The sequence below is a fragment of the Sphingobium fuliginis genome (genome assembly GCF_004152845.1).
GTDB classification, from domain to species: domain Bacteria; phylum Pseudomonadota; class Alphaproteobacteria; order Sphingomonadales; family Sphingomonadaceae; genus Sphingobium; species Sphingobium fuliginis.
In genome coordinates, this window is record NZ_SEON01000008.1 from 119,768 (window position 1) to 140,340 (window position 20,573).

General features: G+C 61.7%; 15 protein-coding genes. All 15 read right to left on the minus strand.

Annotation, left to right across the window (positions count from 1 at the left end; translation table 11 throughout):
- Positions 1–2: 2 nt before the first annotated feature.
- Positions 3–716: a hypothetical protein gene (locus tag EWH10_RS17815; RefSeq protein ID WP_130030129.1), complete on the minus strand. Its 714-nt coding sequence runs from the start codon at positions 714–716 to the stop codon at positions 3–5.
- A complete protein-coding gene (gene dpdH, locus EWH10_RS17820) occupies positions 706–3,744 on the minus strand; it encodes a protein DpdH (RefSeq protein ID WP_130030130.1) in 3,039 nt (1,012 codons plus the stop codon). The genes EWH10_RS17815 and dpdH overlap by 11 nt, the downstream gene beginning before the upstream one ends.
- The gene (gene dpdG / locus EWH10_RS17825) at positions 3,744–4,622 is read right to left on the minus strand and encodes a protein DpdG (protein WP_130030131.1); all 879 of its coding nucleotides are present in this window, start codon (positions 4,620–4,622) and stop codon (positions 3,744–3,746) included. The genes dpdH and dpdG overlap by 1 nt, the downstream gene beginning before the upstream one ends.
- A 35-nt stretch (positions 4,623–4,657) precedes the next feature.
- On the minus strand, positions 4,658–7,153 hold the full coding sequence (dpdF, locus tag EWH10_RS17830; protein WP_130030132.1) for a protein DpdF: 2,496 nt from the start codon (positions 7,151–7,153) through the stop codon (positions 4,658–4,660).
- Positions 7,146–10,280 carry a protein DpdE gene (gene dpdE / locus EWH10_RS17835; RefSeq protein WP_130030133.1) on the minus strand — a complete coding sequence of 1,045 codons (3,135 nt, stop codon included), beginning with the start codon at positions 10,278–10,280 and terminating at the stop codon, positions 7,146–7,148. Before dpdE ends, dpdF begins: the two co-directional genes overlap by 8 nt.
- Before the next feature lie 100 nt (positions 10,281–10,380).
- Positions 10,381–11,094, minus strand: a complete 714-nt coding sequence (gene queC, locus EWH10_RS17840) for a 7-cyano-7-deazaguanine synthase QueC (RefSeq protein ID WP_130030134.1) — start codon at positions 11,092–11,094, stop codon at positions 10,381–10,383.
- Positions 11,091–11,465: a 6-pyruvoyl trahydropterin synthase family protein gene (locus EWH10_RS17845; RefSeq protein WP_130030135.1), complete on the minus strand. Its 375-nt coding sequence runs from the start codon at positions 11,463–11,465 to the stop codon at positions 11,091–11,093. The genes queC and EWH10_RS17845 overlap by 4 nt, the downstream gene beginning before the upstream one ends.
- The gene (gene queE, locus EWH10_RS17850) at positions 11,465–12,097 is read right to left on the minus strand and encodes a 7-carboxy-7-deazaguanine synthase (RefSeq protein WP_130030136.1); all 633 of its coding nucleotides are present in this window, start codon (positions 12,095–12,097) and stop codon (positions 11,465–11,467) included. Before queE ends, EWH10_RS17845 begins: the two co-directional genes overlap by 1 nt.
- Positions 12,097–13,200 carry a DGQHR domain-containing protein DpdB gene (gene dbpB, locus EWH10_RS17855; RefSeq protein ID WP_130030137.1) on the minus strand — a complete coding sequence of 368 codons (1,104 nt, stop codon included), beginning with the start codon at positions 13,198–13,200 and terminating at the stop codon, positions 12,097–12,099. Before dbpB (EWH10_RS17855) ends, queE begins: the two co-directional genes overlap by 1 nt.
- A complete protein-coding gene (gene dpdA / locus EWH10_RS17860; RefSeq protein ID WP_130030138.1) occupies positions 13,187–14,476 on the minus strand; it encodes a tRNA-guanine transglycosylase DpdA in 1,290 nt (429 codons plus the stop codon). The genes dbpB (EWH10_RS17855) and dpdA overlap by 14 nt, the downstream gene beginning before the upstream one ends.
- The gene (gene dbpB, locus EWH10_RS17865) at positions 14,473–15,594 is read right to left on the minus strand and encodes a DGQHR domain-containing protein DpdB (RefSeq protein ID WP_130030139.1); all 1,122 of its coding nucleotides are present in this window, start codon (positions 15,592–15,594) and stop codon (positions 14,473–14,475) included. The genes dpdA and dbpB (EWH10_RS17865) overlap by 4 nt, the downstream gene beginning before the upstream one ends.
- Positions 15,591–16,511 (minus strand): hypothetical protein, encoded by a 921-nt coding sequence (locus EWH10_RS17870; protein ID WP_130030140.1) that lies wholly within the window; start codon positions 16,509–16,511, stop codon positions 15,591–15,593. The genes dbpB (EWH10_RS17865) and EWH10_RS17870 overlap by 4 nt, the downstream gene beginning before the upstream one ends.
- Positions 16,512–16,743: 232 nt before the next feature.
- Positions 16,744–17,628, minus strand: a complete 885-nt coding sequence (locus tag EWH10_RS17875) for an LPD7 domain-containing protein (RefSeq protein ID WP_021224370.1) — start codon at positions 17,626–17,628, stop codon at positions 16,744–16,746.
- A complete protein-coding gene (locus EWH10_RS17880; protein ID WP_130030141.1) occupies positions 17,618–19,582 on the minus strand; it encodes a type IV secretory system conjugative DNA transfer family protein in 1,965 nt (654 codons plus the stop codon). Before EWH10_RS17880 ends, EWH10_RS17875 begins: the two co-directional genes overlap by 11 nt.
- Positions 19,566–20,570, minus strand: coding sequence for a P-type DNA transfer ATPase VirB11 (virB11, locus tag EWH10_RS17885; RefSeq protein WP_130030142.1), 1,005 nt, complete (start codon positions 20,568–20,570; stop codon positions 19,566–19,568). The genes EWH10_RS17880 and virB11 overlap by 17 nt, the downstream gene beginning before the upstream one ends.
- Between the last annotated feature and the right edge of the window lie 3 nt (positions 20,571–20,573).

The following is a 20,573-nucleotide window of genomic DNA, read 5'->3' on the forward strand; positions in this document are numbered from 1 at the left end:
GCCTACCTCAGCTTGATGCGGAACGCGCCCAGCAAATTGCGGCTTTCGAGCCACGTCTGCACTTCGGACGTATAAGCACTTAAGAGAGCCTCGCTATTGGCTGCGGAGCGAATGAAAGCGACGACGCTTGAGGGGATATCGGACGCCGCCAGGGTGTTCCATGCCGCCTCGTGCTGACTGACGAGCGCGTCGAGACTGGTAATCGCCGCCTTGGGGTCCGCGGGCAGGCTAGCACCAGAGGCTGCTACCTGGCTTCGAATCTGCCGTATCTTGGCGACGCTCACCCGGAACTGCGGAACCTGGCCGAGAGCGCTCAAGACATCATCGGCGCCAAAGGCAGCGCGCTTGTCGACATAGGTTTTCCACGCAGCGCTCGCGGCCTTGTGACCCGCGCTGGCGATACCGTTGAGGCGGTCGGTAAAGGCGTGTTTGATGTCGAACGGCGGATCGTTGACCTTTGCCGGATCCTCCTTGATCGCTTCGCGCAATGTGCGCGCCTTGTCGGCATAGCCGAGACCGTCGCTTGGTTCGAAATCGACCGGGACACCGGCTTCCGCTAGGGCGGTCAGTGTCTCGCGCAGTCCAGCTATTAGCAGCGATGCGGTCTCGAACTGCTTCGCGCGCGTAGCGAACTGTTCGGCTTCGGCAGCGCTGTTCTTGAGCTTCTGATAGGTGTTGATCTTGGTCGCGAGCGTGGCGGCGCGGTCAAGCAGCATCGGCTTGCTCCCCATCAGTTGTCGCCATCGCGATCAAATCAGCTTCGATCGCGGTCAGCGAACTTTCGATCTGATCGAGACTGGTCGCCACTGCACCCTGCTTGGCATCCAGACTCTGACTGGTCGCGCCGATATTGTCGTCAACGGTATCGAGAAAGGCCTGTGCCGCGGCGACCAGAGCGGTCCCCGCGTCGACCGCGCCGCGTCGACCTCGACCAAAGTGGGGAAGCGCGGCAACCGCATCGCCTTCGCTGCCAAGTGCCCGTGCGGCAGCTAGCGAGTCATCGAAATAGACGGTCCTGAAGCGGTCGAGCGCTTCGGCCAAAATGCGTCCCGTGGAACTGGTTCCAATACCAGCGTCAGCTACGGCCTGCCGCGCTGCATCAAGCGCCGTTACGATAGTGGCGCGCGTGGCGTTCACGCCGAACACATCTTGCATCGTATCGAGCCACGATTTGCGGACCGCCATCTCCGAGCTTGCTGCCGTGGGGAGCGCAGCCCTGACCTCCCGATAGAGTTTGGCGGGCTCTTGAGCCTCACCATCGGGGGGCTCCAAGCGCAACTGCCATTTCGCCTGACGAAATTCGCGGATAGGTCCGATGATGCGGCCGGGATTGAGCATCGCACCGGCGCGGCCGCCCTTCATGCTCGACATTTGAGATTGCGCGATCCCCACCAGCTTTTCGCGTTGCCTTATCAGCTTGTCGTACAGCGCCTTCATCTCGGGCGCCGTGCTTGCGCACTCGCTTGCCCATTGTGGGCTGAACGCTGCGTCGATCATGTCGGCGATCTTCGCGTCGGGCTTGATCTTGCCGCCGATCGCGGCGCCAACACAGAGGAGTTCGACGGCGGCGGCCGCTTGGTTCCACTGTGGCGTTGGCTGGCAGATGTCGCGCAATTGCGCCTCGACGTCCTTTGCCCAGATCTCGACGCAATCGAGGAAAGCGCCCAACATCTTCTCGCCGTTGGGGAACTCCCAGCGGAACTGATCTTTGCTGGCGCGCAATACGCCCTGGAGGGCCGCTGCTGCTGTTTCAGGCTGCACTAGGTTGCCTGGGATGACGAGTTTGACCTGCAGGTCGCTGCGCACTTGCGTCGTTTGCCGATCGAAACTGATGCTGGCTGTCTGGAACGCTTTACCGGTTCGACCGACGAAACTCGCCTTGGCCAGCCCGACCATGTCCCAATCGATGGCATTGGAGACGGCCGAAAAGACCAGCAACCTGAGATTGTTTGCAACGGATTGGTCGAGGCCCTGACCGCCGATCCACTGCTCGATCAGGAGATCTTCCTTGCTGGCGGCGTTACGCGGCGGCGCTTCGGGCGTCGGCGTATCGGCGGTTGGCTCGCTCGGTTTTGCCGCGTCGGCACCCGGTATCTCCGGGACCTCGAACGCCGCGCGAAGGCGCTCGTCGAGATTAGCGATCGTGCCGGTGCCGTCATAGAGTTCGAGAAAAGTTGCCCAACGCTGGTAATTTTGGGGATTACGGTTGCGCAGTTCGGCTTGAGCGACGGCGGGCAGCGCCGTGATGCCGCCGAGTTTCTCAAGCAGCTTGAACGGCGGAAATGTGCCGGTCGCGACCTCCGGCCCGAAGTTATCGAGCACTTCGACTAGGAGATCGTTCTGAAGGACGCGGGGGTTGAGCCGTTCCGGCATCGAAGCATCGGCGCGCGACGCTGCGTTCCACAAGGCCTGCGAGGTGAACGGATACAAGCCATAGCCGTCGACCTCGCCGAATATGGCGTGGCACTCGGTCTGGTGGATGCAGGTGTCGCATTTGGAGAGTGGACTGTCGCCGGGCGCTGCGGCATCGCTCCACTGGATGATGCCGTCACGGCCAAGTCGTACAGCGTTGAGGTAGCGCGCGGTGAACTGATTGAGCGAGGCCTTGGTGACCGACCGGCCCTCGGCCCTGCCGGCGGACCGATCCATATCGACGATATGGGTCGTGCGCATATAGGCGGTCTCGGCCACGCTCTGGAAAAAGCCCGTGGTGACCGCGATTGCCGTGCGCATCTTACACTGGCGCTCGTCGCCCTGCGAGGTAATCGCCTGCAACAGTGCTCGGTCGATGCCCTGCAAACGTGCGAATTCCTCGACGAGCAGGACGAGTTCCTGACCCTGCGACTTAAGATAAGTGCGCAGGCGGGTCATCAACTCCTCGATCCGGTCGCCAGAGAAACTCAAGGTGCGCGCTACGGCGCGATCGAGATTGCGGTTGATAATCCGTATCGCGAGTGGAAGGTGAACCGCTGGGTCCAGTTCGATGAGGTCGATCGCATCGCGCGCGAGGCGCGAGGCGTGCGCGAAGTCCATGCCGCCAAGTGGCAAGTCGCCCTCGACGAACACGCGGCGCTTATCGGGACGATCCTTGGCGTTGGACGGCGCGAAGATGTGATCGACAATCTCGGCGATGACGGTGTTGTCACCCAGGAAATGCTCTTTGCGCATATGCGGATCTTGGAACAGGTCGGGCAGGCTGCTTGCGAGCCCTTCCTCGATCTCGTCGGCGTCAGTCGGCAGAACCTCCTCGCGGATAACCTGCGCAAGGTCGTTGAGCAATTGCTGCTTTTGGTCTGCCCTGCTCTGAGTGCCATCGCCCGCCGATTGCAGCGTTTCGAGAAAACTCGCTTGCTGTTCGGTGGGCAATTCGGCGATGATCATTTTGACGATGTTGCGCAGAGAGGTGCCCGACTTGCGCACCACTAGGACGACGCGATCCTTCGTCGGCTTGATGTTGAGCCGCATCCAGTGAACGAGATGCGATTTGCCCGAGCCAGTCTCGCCAAGGATCGCCGCCAGGGCATGCGGTCGGTCCTCGCGCAGGAAATCCGAGAGAAACGCCGGGGGGGTCATATCGGCCCACGAGGCCTCGCCGATCTCCTGGAACGACTTGCCGACCTGCGGGCTGACCTTGAGATCCCAGTCGCTATGCACCGCGCGGAACAGGCTATCGCTGATATGTTCGGCAAACGGATTGATCACCTGGCGGACGGCACCGGGATCCCAGCAGAGAACGTTGCGCATTATGCGGCCTCTCGCAGCGCGATACGGCTGACACGACCTTCGCGCGGTCCAAAATCGAGAATGCGGCCGGGAGCGTCAGCGACGGTCGTCATGGTCAGGCGCTGGCGGTCAACAAGCCGCTGCAGCGCCAGGCTAGTGGTGATCGACAGTCGCTTATCGCTATCCGCCAGCCGGGTGAGCCGCATAGCTTCATAGTCCTGGCGAACGCTGCCGGTTTCGAAGACTGGAAAGATTGCTGCCAATCGCGTCATGAATTGCTCGATCGGCATGTCATTGCCTTCGGAAAAGATGGCTGGGAGCGCGCTTTCGATGGCCTTGACCGGATCGGGAATCACGCGGCGCGAGGTGAGGTCCTCGGCATCGCTACCGCCACCGACGATGGTCGCGAAGCCGAGATAGCGGGCCCAGTACAGGAAGTTCTGGTAGCGATTTAGCGAGGTCAATTCCGTTTTCGATGCGTGGTCGCCGATCTGCGCTTTCAGACTGTTTTGCGGCGGCTCGGAGAAATTCATTGGTCGCAGCGGACTCGAACTCAGAAACCAGGACAGGGCAACCATGAAGCCGGCTTGTTGGGTTTCGGCGGCTCGCGTCGGATCGAATAGGGTGCGTCGCATGAACGCCAAGAAGAACATCTCGCTGCCCTTGCCCTTTTTCCCGCCGCCGCGCGCATCGGTAGTCAAACGCAACTTGTCCTCAATCTCTTCGACCAGACCGATCCGCCGTGCTTCGGCAAGCGTGTTGCTGAACAATGTCGTGGTTGACTCGCCATCATCATCGCCGCCGCGGCCGCTGAGCGACGGCGGCGTTGCCCAGGCCTCGATCCGGTCTTTGACTTCGCCATTCTCGCTGTCGAACAAGGCCGCGTAGATCGCGAACAATCGGCTTGGAACAGCTTGGGCAGTTGTAACTATACTCATTGCGCTACTCTTGCATTAAACTCGTCGAGCGTCAGCGTTCGACCACCAAATACATCTTTCAACCTGCGTCCATCCGGAGCCGGCTGGTCGATCGGTGCCAGGAAGATACGGGGATTGTCGGCGCGCGGCGCAAGGTTCTGCGGCTCCAGTATTTGCTTGTCACCGACCATTACAAGTTCGGGACCGCGCGGCAGGCGCGACAACGCAAGCGACGATAGATCACTGACGAAGAATGCGCACTTTTCCGCGAATTTGAGCACTCGACCCATGTCGAACGGTTGCGGGCCCATCGTGATCAGTTTGGCGAGACGCGCTTGTGCCAAACGTTGCAGTGTGTCGCCGAGACGGCGCGACGCATTGCGGGCCAGGTCGCCTGGATCGTAGCTAACCAGCAGCCGGAGATCGCGGTCGAGAAGGTTCGCGACTAGCGGATGAAGGTCCTCGGTCCAGGGTCCCCGCGGCTCGCCGACCGCCACGCTATTGAGGCGGCACGTGTCGTCAGAACGGCATCGACTGCATCGGCTGCAGGTTCGTCCGACCCTGTTCGCGCCATAGAGCTCCTCAAGGATCGCGGCCGGACAGCGATCGTCGCGCAGATACTCGCGCATGAGGTCGAGATTACGCTTGGCGGCAAGCCAACCGACCTGGCGCACGGGTTCGACACGCGACCGCCAGAGCTCCAAGTCGAGATGGTGGTCGTCGATGATCTCGATCTCGAGCCAGTCCCCCTCCTGTTCGATCCGTGGATAGGGTGTGCCGAGTAACCGCAAAATGCCGGCACGCGCCATCAGGGCGACGGTGCGCAAGTTCCAGTCGGTATTGGCATCGCCGAACATGTCAATGTCGTGTTCATCAGTGCCGGGCCGGCCATCAATCCGCACGGCAAAGCGCCCGTTACCAAGACTGGTCTTGCGGGCGAACATCGTGGACCAGCGATGGTAGCCGCGATCGATGCTGATGACCTGCTGGGCGTTGATGCGTTCGGCGATCGCCATGTCCTTGCCTGTCGGAACGATCAGTGAAAGCGCGGCCTTGCCGTCACGTCCGCCGCGCCCGACCTCTTGATAGAAGCGATCGAGCGTCTCGGGGACACAGGCATGGATCACGCTGCGGGCATGGCCATAATCGATGCCAAGCCCAAACGCCGAGGTTCCGACGACGATATCAAGTGCGCCGTCGCGCCATTGGGCGACAATCTCTTCGCGCTCGGCGCGGCCGGTTTTGCCGTGAAGCTTGCGCACCCGGCGAAATCCCGCCTCGATTAGTCGCGCATACCAGGCGTTGGCGGCTGCAACTTCGGTGACATAAAGTACCGCCGGCCGGGGCACGTGATGAAGCGCCTCGAGAACCTGGGCAACGCGGTTGGCCTCGTTGGTTGACGGCGCGATCCAATAGTCCGGTTCGGGCCGCAGCTGGACCGCCGCAAGGCTTTCGAAATTGCTTTCAGCGCCGAACAGCGAGCGCAAGGTTTCGAGCGAGGAATCGGTAAGCGTCGCCGACAACATGATGGTGCGCAGCGCTTGGCCGGGGGGAGCCGCTGACAGCAGTTCGCGCCGCAGGCCGCTCAATTCCTGGAACTCGGTCCGGAAGCCCGTGCCCCATTGGTCGACGAGATGAGCTTCGTCGATCACCAGCGCGCGCAGCAGGCCGGCTTCTGCCGCGCGGCGCAAGGGATCGCGCAGACGATTGCACGCTGCCTCGGGCGACACAAAGCACAGGCCCTGGGTGCCGTCGGCGATCCGCTCGGCAATGATATTGTTTTGGACGTCGTTGCCGCCCTGGAACGCGAGCGGTGGCGATAGACCGCAAACATCGACCGCTTCGCGTTCGTGATTGACCCCGAGCGCGACAGTCGGAACAATCACCAGGGTGACGCCGCGGTTTTCCGCTTGATCGGCCCCGACAAAGCCGACCGTCTGGATCAACTGGAAGATCATGCTCTTGCCCTCGCCGGTGGGCAAAGCAACGACGAGGCTACCGCCGGCGGGGGTCGAGAGTGCGGCACGCACGGCGGCGCGCTGCCCGCGGCTACGATAGGAGGTCCGCCCAACAGCGGCGAGCAATGGATCCCCTTGGCAGTCGGCGCTATTGAACTCGCGGCGCGTTGTCTCAGAAGCGGCAAAAGCATCGACGCTGTCGCTAATGCCGGAGAGCCATGTCGGTTTCCAAGGCTGGAGCGTTACCAAACGCGCTTCACCGGTGGCGGTGCTGCGCAGTCCAACGGCATCCCATCCGGCAAACCCGTCGAAGCGCAGGTGCGACACGGGCACCGCAGGCGACACCATCGCGCCTCGTCGAACATGCTCGTGGCTCATTGCCTGACGGAGCAGGACTGCCAGATCGAGACCACTCGCCTGGCGAGCAGGGTCGACCAGCGCTTTGCGCAACCGTTCGATCGCAGGTGACCGGGCTCGCCAGTCTGCCCCGCTATCGGTGCGGTCGAGCAAATGGCCCAGTGCTACAAAGGCATCATGGCCATCCCGGTCAGCCATGAACGGTCCTGGTGATTGCCGGACCGAGGATGAAACATCCCATGGCGTCGAGCCGGATCGTGGGGGATTCGATGCTGGGTAGGATCGATTCAATTAGCGCGATATCCTCGCGGGCCATCGTATCACCGGCCGATTGGCGGCGCTGGAGGCGGTTCCGGCGTCGCTGCAGGTCGCTTGCGGCAAGGGTCGTGGCCGCGGTGATCGCGTCAAGTACCGCGGGTTGCTCGGATAGGGTTTGCCGTGCACCGTCCCGCACGCGGCGGCATACCACTGGGAACACAGAGGGATCGATGTAGTCGGCGAGGATGTGCGGCCGACTCCCTAGATTGATGTCGGCGCTCGGGCCTTTCCCATGGCTGTTATAGGGTTTGGACAGCACGGCGAGCAGGGCAGGATCGGTGACCGCCTCGCCATTGATGTCGAGGAACAAGGTCTGCTCGCTTTGCGCGAAATAGCGCTGTGCGCGGCGTGACGCGGCAAGCTCGGCGCGTGACGGCGCGAGCAGATCGGCCATGTCGAGACTGGGCTCGATCGTAAAGCAGAGCTTGAACCCGATCCACGCATCGCCCTGCCAGTCTGAAACGGGGCGATAAGTAACAAAGGCGGTCCCGCGATCGTCCCAGCGGGTGAATCGCGTCAGCACGTCGATAAGCGGCGTGCCCGGACGCAGCAAAGTTACAGCGGTGCGTCGTGTCGCGATCCGGCGTTTCCAACTCAGCGGCTGGCTATCGTCCAGTTCGAGTTGCTGCTGCCACGGCAAGCGCGGGATCAAGGTCTCTTTGGTGATGGCGAGTTTGAACGGATCTTCTACCGGCCAGGCGAAGGGCCGCTTCTTGAGTTGTAGCGTGCCAATCAGCCATTGGTCGACGCCGGCTTCGAGGGCCGCCTCATCGGCTTCGGCGTCGTCTAACGCCTGGATGAAGGTCTCGACGGGTTCCTCCGCGAGCGCGATCCGATCAAGCGCATATTGTTCGTCCTGCGACTTGCGTTCGTCGGCGATCTGGCTGCGGATTTCCTCGGCCAACGAGACCAATGCATGGGGTCCGGTCAACAGTAGCGCATGGAGTGCGCGGGTCTCGAAATCCTCAAGGAGGAACTGCACATCGCTTATCGAGCGGTGGAAGATCGAAAGACCATCAGCAAGCAAGGTTTGCCACGCGGCAAAGGGGCTTTCGTCTTCGTCCGAGGGCAGCAGGATCCGGTGACGGATGATCCCCTGCCGTCGGCCATAGCGATCGAGACGGCCGATACGTTGTTCGATCCGAGCAGCGCTCATCGGGAGATCGAGATGCACGATCGCGTCGGCGAAGCTGAGGTTGAGGCCCTCTTCGGCCGAACGATCAACGATGAGAACGGCTGTATCGGGCGTTTGCGCGAACGCCCCGAGGCCGTCTTCGTCATCCTCCCCTGCTTTGCCGCCTTCGACGAGCAGCAGACACGGCGTGTCATTGAGCCCGTTTTCGAGGGCTTCGTGAAACGCGACCGCCAGCGCAGTCGTGGTCGCGAACACCACGATTTTGGGATGATCGACGTCGGTCCGCAGCGTCTTGATCAGTCGCCGCACGCTTTCGACCATGGTCTCGATGCGATCGGCATCGTCATACTCCTCTGCCTGGTCGCGCAGCGCATTGAGGATTTCGGCTTCGCCGGCAAAGATCGGCGTGGCGGCTGCCAGCCAGGCACGAAACGCGTCGGCACCTTCGGACAACGCGCCCAGCAGGTCACGGTAGCGCGTTGAGAGCAGTGGCGCCCCGTCACCGCCATCGACCAGTGAATCGACGGCGGCCGATCGCCAATCCTCGAGCGTGCCGAGCAGCACCGCCAGGTCGTCGCTCGGATCGCCTTCGGTGCGCACGTGGGACATGGCGCCGCCATCGGGGCCGCGCGGTCGAAACTCCCATCCCTGGGCATCAGCCCGGCGTGAACGGATCAGGCGCTGGTGAATGCGATAGCTGTCGGCGACGTGCTCTTTGAGCGCGCCGCACAGGTCGACAAGTCGGTCGGGAGCTTCTCGCGTCGCAGCAATCATCTGTGGCGCCAGGTCCTGGACGACGGGATCGTCGGGAAAGCTGCGGACAAGCTCGGCACCGCGCTGGCGCAGAACGATCCCGGAAGCGTCGGGATCTAGACTGAGCAGCAAGCGGCCGATCGCACGGCGCTGCTCGAGTTTCAGGCGGAATCCGTCGAGGTCGTCGAGCGGATGGGTCAGCGGATCGAGCAGGTTGAGCAGCGCTAACAACCGGGCCTCTTCCCCCAGCGGCGGCGTGGCGGACAGCAGCAGCAGCACTGGCACATCGCGGGCGAGTTCACGCAGCCGTGCCGCCGAAGCAGCCAGCGGGCCATCGTCAAGTCCGACCAGGTGATGCGCTTCATCGATTACCAGAACATCGGGTGTCCGCGAGATCTGCGCGATATCGGCATGCGAGCAGCATTCGAAGGGTTCGCCGAACTGATCGAGGCGGAGCTTATCGGAAAGTTCATGCCGCCACTGCTCACATAGCGCCGACGGGGTAGCGATGAGCACTTCCGTATCGGGATTGTCGATAAGATGCTGTCGGATGATCAGGCCGGCCTCGATCGTTTTGCCAAGCCCTACCTCATCAGCTAGCAGATAACGCTGCACAGGGTCGCTTAAGACACGGCGAACGGCAGCAACTTGGTGTGGTACGAAGTCGATCCCGGCTGACAGCAGTGCGGTCAGGCCTTGTGCAGCGCTGGTCAACCCGCGCAGCGGCGTCAACGCCGCTTGGCGCCGGTCGTGAAGAAACTGGCTTTCAGCGCCGCCCGCCGCCAGCATCTCAGCTGGATCTTCGGGGGCATTCCATGGGCGGACGAACAAATCGAGTTCACTGAAATCATCCTGCTTTCCGTTGGGAAAGCGGATTTCATAGGTGACGAGCCCGTTTTCATGCTGGAGATAATCCCTGACGCGACCAACCCGCATGTGATCGCCATCAAGGACATAGGCTCGGGTTTGCGGACTTAGGTAAGCACGTCCTATCTCAGAAGCATAGCATTCGATCGTTTCTCTTCGATTGAGCGAGTAGAAAACAGAGATGGAGCAGCAACCATCAGTCGCCGCTTCTAATTTCCCGACACCCTTGTGCCCAGGTAGCCCTACTAACATCCCCTGAAACAGATTAGATCCCCCGTGAGCGAATCCCCCTTATCGCTCTCGAGGTTACTCTAATAAGGTCGCACTGGCTGCCAAGCTCAAATCTGCCGTCCTAAGTGTCCAATCTGGCGGAAAATTCCTGCCAACCAGCCCGCCGTAATTCGCAAGCCGGGCAGTGGCCGCAGCCCGCACCCCACTCATGCGTCGTTCCCCGATCGCCGAGATAGCAGGTGTGCGATTCTACACGCACAAGATTGACCAAGTCCGGTCCACCCAGCGCGTGGGCAAGCGACCAAGTCGCCGCCTTGTCGATCCACATGAGCGGCGTATGAAGCACGAAACGCTGTTCCATGCCCAGGTTGAGAGCCACTTGGAGAGCCTTGATCGTATCATCGCGGCAATCCGGATACCCAGAGTAGTCGGTTTCGCAGACCCCTGTGACGATGTGCTTGATGCCGCGGCGATATGCGACCGCAGCCGCAAATGTAAGGAACAGCAGGTTTCGGCCAGGAACGAAGGTGTTCGGCAGACCGCTCGCTGCCATTGCAATCTCGACGCCGGTCGTGAGTGAAGTGTCGCTGATCTGCCCAAGCGCAGCGAGTGCGATCATGTGATCGGTCCCGAGCTTGGTTCGCCAGTCAGCCTGTAGCTCCATCATACCCGCGCGCAACCGGTCTCGGACTTCGAGTTCGACACGGTGGCGCTGGCCGTAGTCAAAGCCGATTGTTTCGACGTGGTTGAAGCGGTCGAGGGCCCAAGCCAAACACGTAGCGCTGTCCTGCCCGCCGGAGAACAAGACCAGTGCGCTGCCGTCTGCACTGCTCATGCTACCACCTCCTCACCCCAGTAGGAACATGCCTCCCCGCTGCTGTCGCGATAGACAGTGACCTTGTGGAGGTTGCCGATCACCGGCGACAGTCGATTCCAGATCCACCGGCTAAGATTCTCCATGGTCGCCGGACCAAGGTCGTTGATCTCGTCCAGGAAGCGATGATCAAGAGCGTCGCGTGCGCCCTCCATCGTCCGCTGAAGTAGGCCCAGGTCCACGACCATGCCTGTCGTCGGGTCGGGCAGCCCCCTTACAAACACCTCCGCCCGATAGCTGTGGCCATGGATCCGCCGGCTGGTCTCGGTCTCGATCACGCGGTCGAGCGTATGGGCCGCGTCGAAGCGAAACTGCTTGCTCAGTTCGAACATCAGCGAATTCCGATCATCTTGTGAGACTGGATGGAGAGGCGCCATTGTGGGTTTTCGGTGCAGAAGCCGATGGCGGCTTCGAGGTTGGCCGATGCCATCGGTGAATCCATGGGCTGAAGAAAAAAATGCTCGAATTCGAGGCCAGCAAAGTGCTCGGGCCTCGCCTCGGCCTGAGGATAAACCAGCTTCAGCTCATGACCCGTCCGCAGAACAAGTTCAGCCCGCCCTTTTGGGCTGACACAAATCCAATCGATCCCTTCGGGCGCGGGTTGCGTGCCGTTGGTCTCGACGCCGATCTGGAAACTACGCCCATGAAGCGCGGCAACGAGGGCGTCATCGACCTGCAAAAGAGGTTCCCCACCCGTCAACACGACATACCGCCTGTGAGCGGGGCCAGCCCACTCTCGTTCGATTGCTGCCGCAAGCGCCTCCGCGTCAGCAAATCGCCCGCCGCCCATCCCGTCCATTCCGACGAAGTCAGTGTCGCAGAAATTGCAAGCGGCACCCGCCCGGTCCTCTTTGCGTCCCGACCAAAGGTTGCAGCCAGCGAAGCGGCAGAAGACCGCCGCGCGGCCGGACTGCGCCCCCTCCCCTTGAAGCGTTTTGAATATCTCCTTGACGGCGTAGGCCATCAAGCTCCCTCCGCTTGTTCGAACAGAGGTGTGGGGGCGATGCGCGCGCGCTTCCGTAGGTCCGCTTTCACGATCGAAACGAGATAGTGCTTCAGCAACGCGATATCGCGATTGACGTTCTGCAAGCTATTCCAACGGCGAATCTCGCCGCCGATCTCCCACTCGCCGCCGGTCCAGGCCGTTCGTCCCTTCAGGCACTCGAGACCTTCACGGAAATCCTCCACCGACTTTGCGTCCATGCGAGCGGCAAGCACTTCCATAACATCGCCCATCGCCTGGATGCCCGCCCCATGGAGAAGGCGCGAGGTAGCGGGCTTCTGCCCGTGCCACGCTTCGGGGAACACCTTCTTCACGGCCTCGAAGAAGTTCGAGACCAGCCGAACACACCGATCGCGACCGCGTGGCGTGTCGATGAGTTCGCGCATCACCCCATTGGTCAGCGATTCCATGATAATCTTTTGCACGACGGTGTCGGCGATAATGCCGTCCGGCTGGGTATGCTGCTTGATGTAGCCCTGCAGCGCTGTGTGCTCAAAGTTCAGACGAGCAGTTAAGTCGGCGGCAACCGACCTGCGGCTCAGCCGCGGGGGCAGATCATTGACCGACGGCAGGAGCTCGTAAATGAGCGACTTCGGCAACGGTTTGGTGTTGTTTATCAGAACGAACTGCCGCCGGAGTTCAGCTTCGTCGCGGCAAATAAGGGCCGAGACGAAGACCTGGAAATCCCGATCGACCTCCGACAGAGCGGTGAGACGTTGCTGGCCGTCAACCACAAGGCCGGGGACACCTTGGCTCATGTCGATCGTCAGGCGTACCGTCCCGTTCCCGAGGTCCTCGACCTTCGTTTGTTCGGTGAAAGCCACCACGATGGGGTTTGGGAGCACCGCGTCAGGCTTTTCGAGATAGTCCCGGATTTCACGGATATGCGCCGCGACCTGCGGCCGCTGGAAGCCGCTCAGTTCACCCTGGGCATCGCGACCGATACGATCGATCAATGCAAAGCGCAAGACGTCAGCCGCTCGGGCCGCGAACGTCAGCACGGTGTGCTCGCTGCTTTGCTTTGCCTGGACTGCGAAGAAGGAAAGAGAGTCAGTCGACGGCACGCTTTAGATCCAATCGTTCAATGTGGTCCTGATAGACAGCGAGGTTATGGATTCCCCGCCGCTTGTTGCGGTTGCTACCGCGGAAGATGATCACGTCGATCGCAGCGTCCCGACAGATCTTGCAGGAGCATTGCTTCCACGGCTGCTCGGCGAGGGTCGCGCGGTAACGCTGGGCAAGCCGTGTTAACGATACGCTGCCCTTGCAGTCCTCGTAGGGCTTCTCCTCTACGAGAGGAGCGCTGTAGACGAGGACATTGTGCAACGTGTCTTCGAGTTCCGCTTCGCCCCGGTCGAAAGCCCGCAACGAGTCCAGCGCCAGAGCCTCGAGGCGAATGAGTTCTTCCGCCCGGAACATGCCCTTCTTCACGCCCCGCTGTAATTTTGGATTCTCGATCGCCTGCGGCACCCGGATCGAAGTGAAGTAGCGCAGGCCCAGGCCCTCGCCGGGCAGATAATAGTTTTGCTTGGCGTCCTTGAAAGCACGTATCAACGGAGAAGTTGTATCGAAACTGGCAATATCATAGCCGTGGAAGCTATCGATATCGTCCGCCTTCGCGAAGCCTAGGATATGCAGGCGGGTGGCCGAAGGCACGGCTGCTCGAATTGCCTCTAGGCAGAGTTTGATCTCCGGCGATTTGAGCGGCACCATGCCACCTAGCGCTAGGTAATCGTAGCCCATTGCGACAAGGCGCCTAGCTGCTTCTGCCATGCTTCCAGGAGACCATCCCTGAATCACGCCAAGCGGGGTGAAGCCAGCATCGATTGCCCTCGCCTCGCGAAAGAAGGCATCCGCGTTCTCAAGGGTGATATCGAACCGGGTCTTGGCATGATCGGAGCCACCCTCGCGCGCCTTCCCGGCCGGATCGAAATCGAAAATGATATGGTCGACGGAGCAGCCGTGCGTGAAGCCGCACTCATCATAAAACTCAACCATTTCAGCCGGCGAATAGGGTGGTCGCTCTTCCTGAACATAGGTGAATGCGCCGCAGTCACCGAATATATCGAGATGGGCAAACTCTGGCTTATCTAGGCGCAAAAATTTCCGAACGCCGACCAGATGAAAACGCCGAGCCTGGCTCGCTGTGTACTTCCCCTTCACGCGATGATCGCCCACGATGCCACGGGACACGAGAACCCCGTCATATGGCGCATAACCCAGGATCTCATGGGGATATGCGTCATCCCAATAGGGTTGACGCTCGGCTGGGCTACGGTCGGCGATAAAGTCGAACGCTGGGTCAACATAGTCCAGGCTGTCGGCGAAGATAAACTTCATGCCGGCATCCTCGCCAATTCCCGCTCCATCCGGATGAGATGCTCGCTCAGTTTGTTGATATGCTGCGGTGTGGACTGCAATTCATTCCACGCAAGGCCGAGGCCCTCCCAGCGCCCTGCAGTCCAGCGGCATTGCGGCGCAAGGCGCCCGAGGATGTCCCGCACAACGGACGCCTTGTCAGCAATGCCGTCGGCGCGAAACATGATCATGTCCATCAAGGCCCCCATTGCCCTGATTCCCACGGAGTGCATGAGACGACTCTCTTTTGGTGGCTTACCCCATGCATCGGGGAAGGTGTCCCGAACCGCCGTCCAGAACGTGATAAGCGTTTCGTACATGGCGGTTGTGTCGTTGCCGTCACCATTCTGCTTGAACTGGCCCAAAGCGCCGGCGGTCGTGCGCAGGCTTGCCTTCATCGCCTCGATCAGAGCGTTATCGCTCACGATCCCTGTGCCATTCTTGGGATCGGATTCCCGCTTGATGAGGCCATGGAACGGCGACTTCGGATCGCTGTTCAACGCATTGCAGAGCTCGCTCGGGAGTTGGCGTGCCGCGAGATTTCTGGGAAGCTGAACCGAGACCTCTGGCAGCAATTCGTCGATGAGGCCCGTGGGCAGTTTCTTCGACTTATTGACGAGGATGAACTGCTCTCGTTGCGTGGCAACCTCATCCGAGACGAAGCCGATAACCGGCACGGCAATCTGCCGGTTCTTGGCCGCAGCCAGAGCAAGCGAGCGCTGTTGCCCATCGACAATCCAGGCCGCCCTGCTTCCCTCGGGATAAAGGGGGATGCTGAGTGTGCCAGCGTCGCCAACTTCGCACATGTTCCCCGGCGCACGACCACGCGCTGACGCGAAATCGACTTCTCGCGAAAGGGCTAGGATGATGGCGTTGGGGAACAGGACCGGGCCGCTGTCGAGGAAGCTCGTGATTTCCTTGACGTGCTCGCGGATCTCGCGGCGTTGAAACCCCTTTAACTCCTGATCTTCTCGACGAACACGGCTGATATCCGCGATGCGGTCTATATCGGCGCCATAGAGGAAGAACGCGAAGATGCCCGTACCCTGACCCTGCTCCGCCTTCACGGCTCGAACTTTGAGATATTCGCGGGCAGTCATGCTCGCTCACTCCGAATGATGCGAGCCAGGCCGGCATAGCGGCCTTGCTCGCATGCGACATTGAATTCACCCCGAAGTCGGCGAAGAGACATCCCCTTGGCGTCGTTCCAATGGGCCCGCAGGATTTCGAGGATCGCAGTATCTTCCAGGCGCAAGCGCGCTGGACGTTCGGGTTTTCGCCAAGAGGCGACGGCATTCCGCACCTCGCGCGCATGCTCCGCCAGCGAACGGGTGTCGTTCGGCAATAAAATTACGTCCGCGAAATGCCGCGCGGCGCGGCTAGAGAAGTCGCTTATTGTGCCGGGGATCGAACTGTCTGGGCCGTCCAATCTCTCATCGTAAGGCATTACTGACGCGCGAAGGCCTGGGTTTATCCGGTCTAACGGAGCGCGCGTAAACAACCGGACGCGATCGCGAACCGCTTCGGGTAACGCCAACATGTCGTCCGCGATCATCTCGATATAGGCGTCCGAGAGAGCCGCAAGAATAAGGCCCTTGGTATCTCGCAGAGCCTCAGGAAGGCTCGTCCCGAACGGCGAGACCTTGCTGAGCGCAGACCACCACTGTGGTGAGGAAAACGCCCCGCGCACTCTCGATGCTACACTATCGGCCGAGCCAGGTGCGATCGTGCAAGCATAGGGAGGCACCTTCGTCGCGGCGTCCACCAATCCAAGGCCAGCCGAAACGATAAGCAGACGCGCATCGAGCACGCCAGCGACACTCCGAGCCTCTTGGAAGCCTCTTCCGCCGTAGATCGCGGCAGGCAAATAGCACTCTTCCGCCGCCGCCAGTCGCTTTGCCCATTGCCCGACCACTTCCGGAAGCGATGCTGATTCCAGCGCACACACGCGGAGGTCGGGAGCGACCTCTTTTCGTTTCCGGTTCGTACAAGTGGTGATGATCACGGCCACAGCCACGCGCGTCTCCTTCGCATTTATCGCTATATCAGCGAGGAGATCTTTTCCACATTTAATTCACCAGTCACTGCCGAATAAATGGCAATAAATGATGAACCTGCGGGGCAAATGAATATCTGTTTATGGCCCTACATGGCCACAAAGGCGAGCATATAAGGTCGTTGCACCCGGTTAGGCGATGCCGTTTATGCGGCACGCCGCGCTGCGCATTGCCAGGCTCGGTGCTTCTCGATCAGCGGCCGCGCGATCGTTGCAGCGGCGGCCGTTCCTTGCCTACGTCCTGCCGCTTGCGGCCGGATGGCTCAACTGTCCGGACGGATGTGTCCCGCACTTTCGCGGCCTGAAACTGCCGCCCCGCCTGCAGATGCGTTTGTACCTTGTCGTTCGCGACCTTCATGACCCTGGCGACCGCTTCCGGATTGTCGAACAGCGCCGTGCGCACCACTGCCTCGATCACACGGAGCTGGCTCTGGGCCGCGCGCGAATTCTTCTCACGGGCTTGTGCTGAAGACGGTCGCCTCAATCCTTCCGGCGCCTGACGGCGGCTGCGATCGGGTTCGCGCGAGGCCGGCGCAGTGACGGTGGGCGCGATGCTGTTGCGGCTAGCCTCGCGCCGGATGCGGTCCAGCTCCTGCAAATCCCGTTCGCTCGGCCGATATCCCCGTACTTCCAAACCCTGGCGACCGGCTTCGAGCCACGCGGCCCTTCGGAACGTCTCGCTGCCCGTGACATGAACGTGCGACCACCCGCGGTAGCGAGCGATGGCAACGAGATCGCGCACGACCTCCTCACTTTCGCTCGAGGTGACAAGACGCCGTCCTTGGTCCCGAAATGCAGGCTCCTTCGCCTGGGCCGTCGTGAAGTAAGCCGGTTCCCCCGACCATTTGCCGGTCGACGAAAAGTAGCGCTTTTGCAGGGGCTCCGGTATGTCGCCGGCAGAAATTGATCGTGGCTGAACCCCCGCCCGCTCCTTGCCTTTGTTAGAGGTGCCGGGATCCTTGGGAATGTCGTCACGCGTGTCTTTCCCAGAACGCGGTACGGACTGACCTTCACCAATCGAAATGGCATTGGCGCGCTTCCTGGCGCCCCGCGAATTCTCGGGCTTCTCAGCGGACATGAGCTGTCCTTTCCTGGATAATGGATGTGGATGGCTGCCCGACCGGTGGCAAAAGTGCCCGCTCGACCATCGCCGACACGAAGGCGATCGCGGCGGCCTCGTCGCCCGGGGGCGGCAGGTCGGCCAGGTCGCCCAGAACCAGCATGTCATCCGTGATCTTGGCCGCACCTGCCAGCTCGGCGTCGGTCATTTCCCGCATCGCAATTTCCTCCTGTATGGTCCCGCCCGAGCTTGTCACCGGTTGCTGTGGGGCGCCGCTCAGACCGGATGTGCCAGCGCCCCACAGCGCTGAAGCCGACGTAGGTGGGGAAAGCATTGCCGCGATTGGACGGGCGGACAGCACAGGCGGAGCAACCACCCGTCGCGTGAAGCGTGGCATCCGGTAGTAGGCGATCTTGCGCCCTCGAATTGGTGGGATGCCGGCGCGAAGGAGCAGGAGTTCGTTCTTCGGCAGCTGCATGAGCTCTTGTGGCAGCAGGAGCGCGCGGCGCTGATCAGATTCCGAGATGCTCCGGTTCGCCAGCAGCCCGTGGATGGTACGGCTGCGGGATTTCACGTTCATCGTGAAAAAACCGAGCCGTTCGGAAAGTTCGTTCGCGACCTTTAGCTCCTTGGGCGTGAAGACCACCTCAAGGCCGCAATTGGCGATGATCTCGTCGGTGACATCGGGACCATAGATTGCGCGAAGCTGGGATCGGCTCTGAATGACCGGGACCAGGCGTAGGCCATAGCCGGCGACATAGGAGAAGCCGCTCGCAATCACCGAGGCTTTGCCGAGCCTGGCGAACTCGTCGAGCAGGACCAGGACCGGGACATTGGTCGCGCCCTCAGGAAGATCGCGGGTGTTGAGATCCACGAGTTGCTGTAGGAACAGGCTGTAGATCGGCGCGATGCGGTCGATATTGTCGGGCGACACGCCAAGGTAAATCGACATACGCCGACGCCGCACCTCGCGCAGGTCGAAGTCGCTTTCCGAGGTGGCGGCATCCACCATGGGGTTGAGCCAGAGATTGAGCCGCGCGGTGATGGTCTGCTTGATCCCGGAAAAGGTGTTGTCCGAGGCCGAGGTGAAATCCTGGATCGCGGACACGCAGGCTTGGCTGAGGCGCTGGCCCACCCTGCGGGCTTCCTGAAGCGTTGCGGGAAGGTCGCTCTTGGGATCCCCGCTCGTGAGGCGGCGGTATATCTCGCCGATGGTGAAGGGCAGGCCCGGGTTGGATGCGACCAGGGCGCCGACGCCGACAAAGGCCGCTCGCGCGGCCTCCGCCCAGAAGGGATCGGATCGCTCGGGCGCGGGGAAAAGCATGCCCGCGATCTTCTGCAGCTCGTTGACGACCTCTATGTCATCAGTCCGTCTGATGTGCGCCAGGGGGTTGTACCGCGCCGTCCGCCCCTCCGCGTCGAGCGGATCGAACAGATGCACGGCCTGGCCGGCCCGTGCACGATACCCCGCGCTTGCGCCCCAGTTCTCCCGTTTCACGTCGAGCACGACCACCGAATCTGGCCAGGTCAGCAGATTGGGAATGACGACGCCCACGCCCTTGCCCGCTCGTGTGGGTGCCTCGAGCAGAACATGCTCGCTCCCGCCGAATATCAGGAAACGTCCAGCCTTGCGGCCGACAACGATGCCGGACGCGGCGCGAAGGCCCTCCCGCCGGATCTCGCCTTCGCGCGCAAACCGGGCGGTGCCGTGCAATGCCGGCCCGCGGCGCAGAATCCCAATCGCGAGGAGCCCGACCACAACTGCGCCCGCCAGCGCCCCGCGCTTTAGCCAAAGAATAAGCAGTGGGTCCGCCCGATAGTACCACAGCCATGCGGGCAAGGCCGTGAGGTCGGTGTGAGAGCCGATCTGGCCCAGCCCAAAGAGGGCAACCAGCACGGCGATGGCGCAGCACAATAAGGTGCCGCCGGCAACGGACAGGCCGATCATCCAGAAGCTACGCTGCACCGGCATCGCCCACCTTCGGGTTGAAGTAGACCTCTTCGACCTCGAAGCGGCCGCCATGGCGCCGGGTCTGGACGACCACATCGATGAGCATTCGCAAAAGTCCGCGGATATCATCGCGCGCGAGATCTCGGCCGCCCTCGGATTCCTTGACCAGTAGCGTCAGCTGCTCGAAGGCACCCGCCGCAGAGCCGGCATGCACCGTGGTGATCGACCCAGGGTGCCCCGAATTGACATTGCGCAGGTAGAAGAACGCGGTGCCGTCGCGCAGCTCCTGCAGCAGGATCCGATCCGGGCGCATGCGCAGCGCGCTCTCGAGAAGTTGCTTGGGACCGACCTTTGCAAGGCCCTGCCCCTCGCTCGAATAGACCATATGAACGACATTGCGATGGGGCACGATGAGTTCGCGTGTGTCCTCGATCGTAAGCAGTCGCTCGTCGGGCGGGATGAGCTGGATGAGCGCTTTCGCCAAGGTCGTCTTGCCGGACCCGGTTGCACCGCTGACCAGGATATTCTTGCGCGCGGCGACCGCGACCTTGAAGAAGGCCGGCCAGTCGCCCGCATCGCGAAGTGCCACCAACTCGGCGTCGGTTTCGGTAAGGCCCCGGGCGCTCGCGCGCGTCGTGTCAAAGAGGCCAGCGCGTGCGAGCTGGTCGATCGGCAGGGTTACGGTCGAGGGCTTGCGTATCGTAAAGGACGGGCAGCCGCTCGGCGTCACCGACGGGATTACGATCTGGCAGCGCTCGCCGCCTGGGAGGACGGTCGAACAGATCGGGGTCTGCCCATCGATGTCCTGGTGCGTGAAGCTTGCCGCGGCGACGGCGAGCGTTCCAAGCCACTCGCTGTCGAGTTCGGACAGCTCATGCCATCGCCACCCCTGCCGGTCCTCGATTCCCGCCTCGCCCGGACGGTTGATGACGAGCTCGGTCACATCATCTGGCTCCAGCAACGGAAGAAGCGGTTCGAGGTAGTGACGAAGGACGGCGGTGTCGCGCATGGC

Excerpts from the sequence above, each read along its gene's own strand:
- EWH10_RS17815 (WP_130030129.1), bottom strand. The coding sequence starts at position 716 with ATGCTGCTTGACCGCGCCGCCACGCTCGCGACCAAGATCAACACCTAT.
- dpdH (WP_130030130.1), bottom strand. The coding sequence starts at position 3,744 with ATGCGCAACGTTCTCTGCTGGGATCCCGGTGCCGTCCGCCAGGTGATC.
- dpdF (WP_130030132.1), bottom strand. The coding sequence starts at position 7,153 with ATGGCTGACCGGGATGGCCATGATGCCTTTGTAGCACTGGGCCATTTG.
- dpdE (WP_130030133.1), bottom strand. The coding sequence starts at position 10,280 with ATGTTAGTAGGGCTACCTGGGCACAAGGGTGTCGGGAAATTAGAAGCG.
- queC (WP_130030134.1), bottom strand. The coding sequence starts at position 11,094 with ATGAGCAGTGCAGACGGCAGCGCACTGGTCTTGTTCTCCGGCGGGCAG.
- EWH10_RS17845 (WP_130030135.1), bottom strand. The coding sequence starts at position 11,465 with ATGTTCGAACTGAGCAAGCAGTTTCGCTTCGACGCGGCCCATACGCTC.
- queE (WP_130030136.1), bottom strand. The coding sequence starts at position 12,097 with ATGGCCTACGCCGTCAAGGAGATATTCAAAACGCTTCAAGGGGAGGGG.
- dpdA (WP_130030138.1), bottom strand. The coding sequence starts at position 14,476 with ATGAAGTTTATCTTCGCCGACAGCCTGGACTATGTTGACCCAGCGTTC.
- dbpB (WP_130030139.1), bottom strand. The coding sequence starts at position 15,594 with ATGACTGCCCGCGAATATCTCAAAGTTCGAGCCGTGAAGGCGGAGCAG.
- EWH10_RS17875 (WP_021224370.1), bottom strand. The coding sequence starts at position 17,628 with ATGTCCGCTGAGAAGCCCGAGAATTCGCGGGGCGCCAGGAAGCGCGCC.
- EWH10_RS17880 (WP_130030141.1), bottom strand. The coding sequence starts at position 19,582 with ATGCCGGTGCAGCGTAGCTTCTGGATGATCGGCCTGTCCGTTGCCGGC.
- virB11 (WP_130030142.1), bottom strand. The coding sequence starts at position 20,570 with ATGCGCGACACCGCCGTCCTTCGTCACTACCTCGAACCGCTTCTTCCG.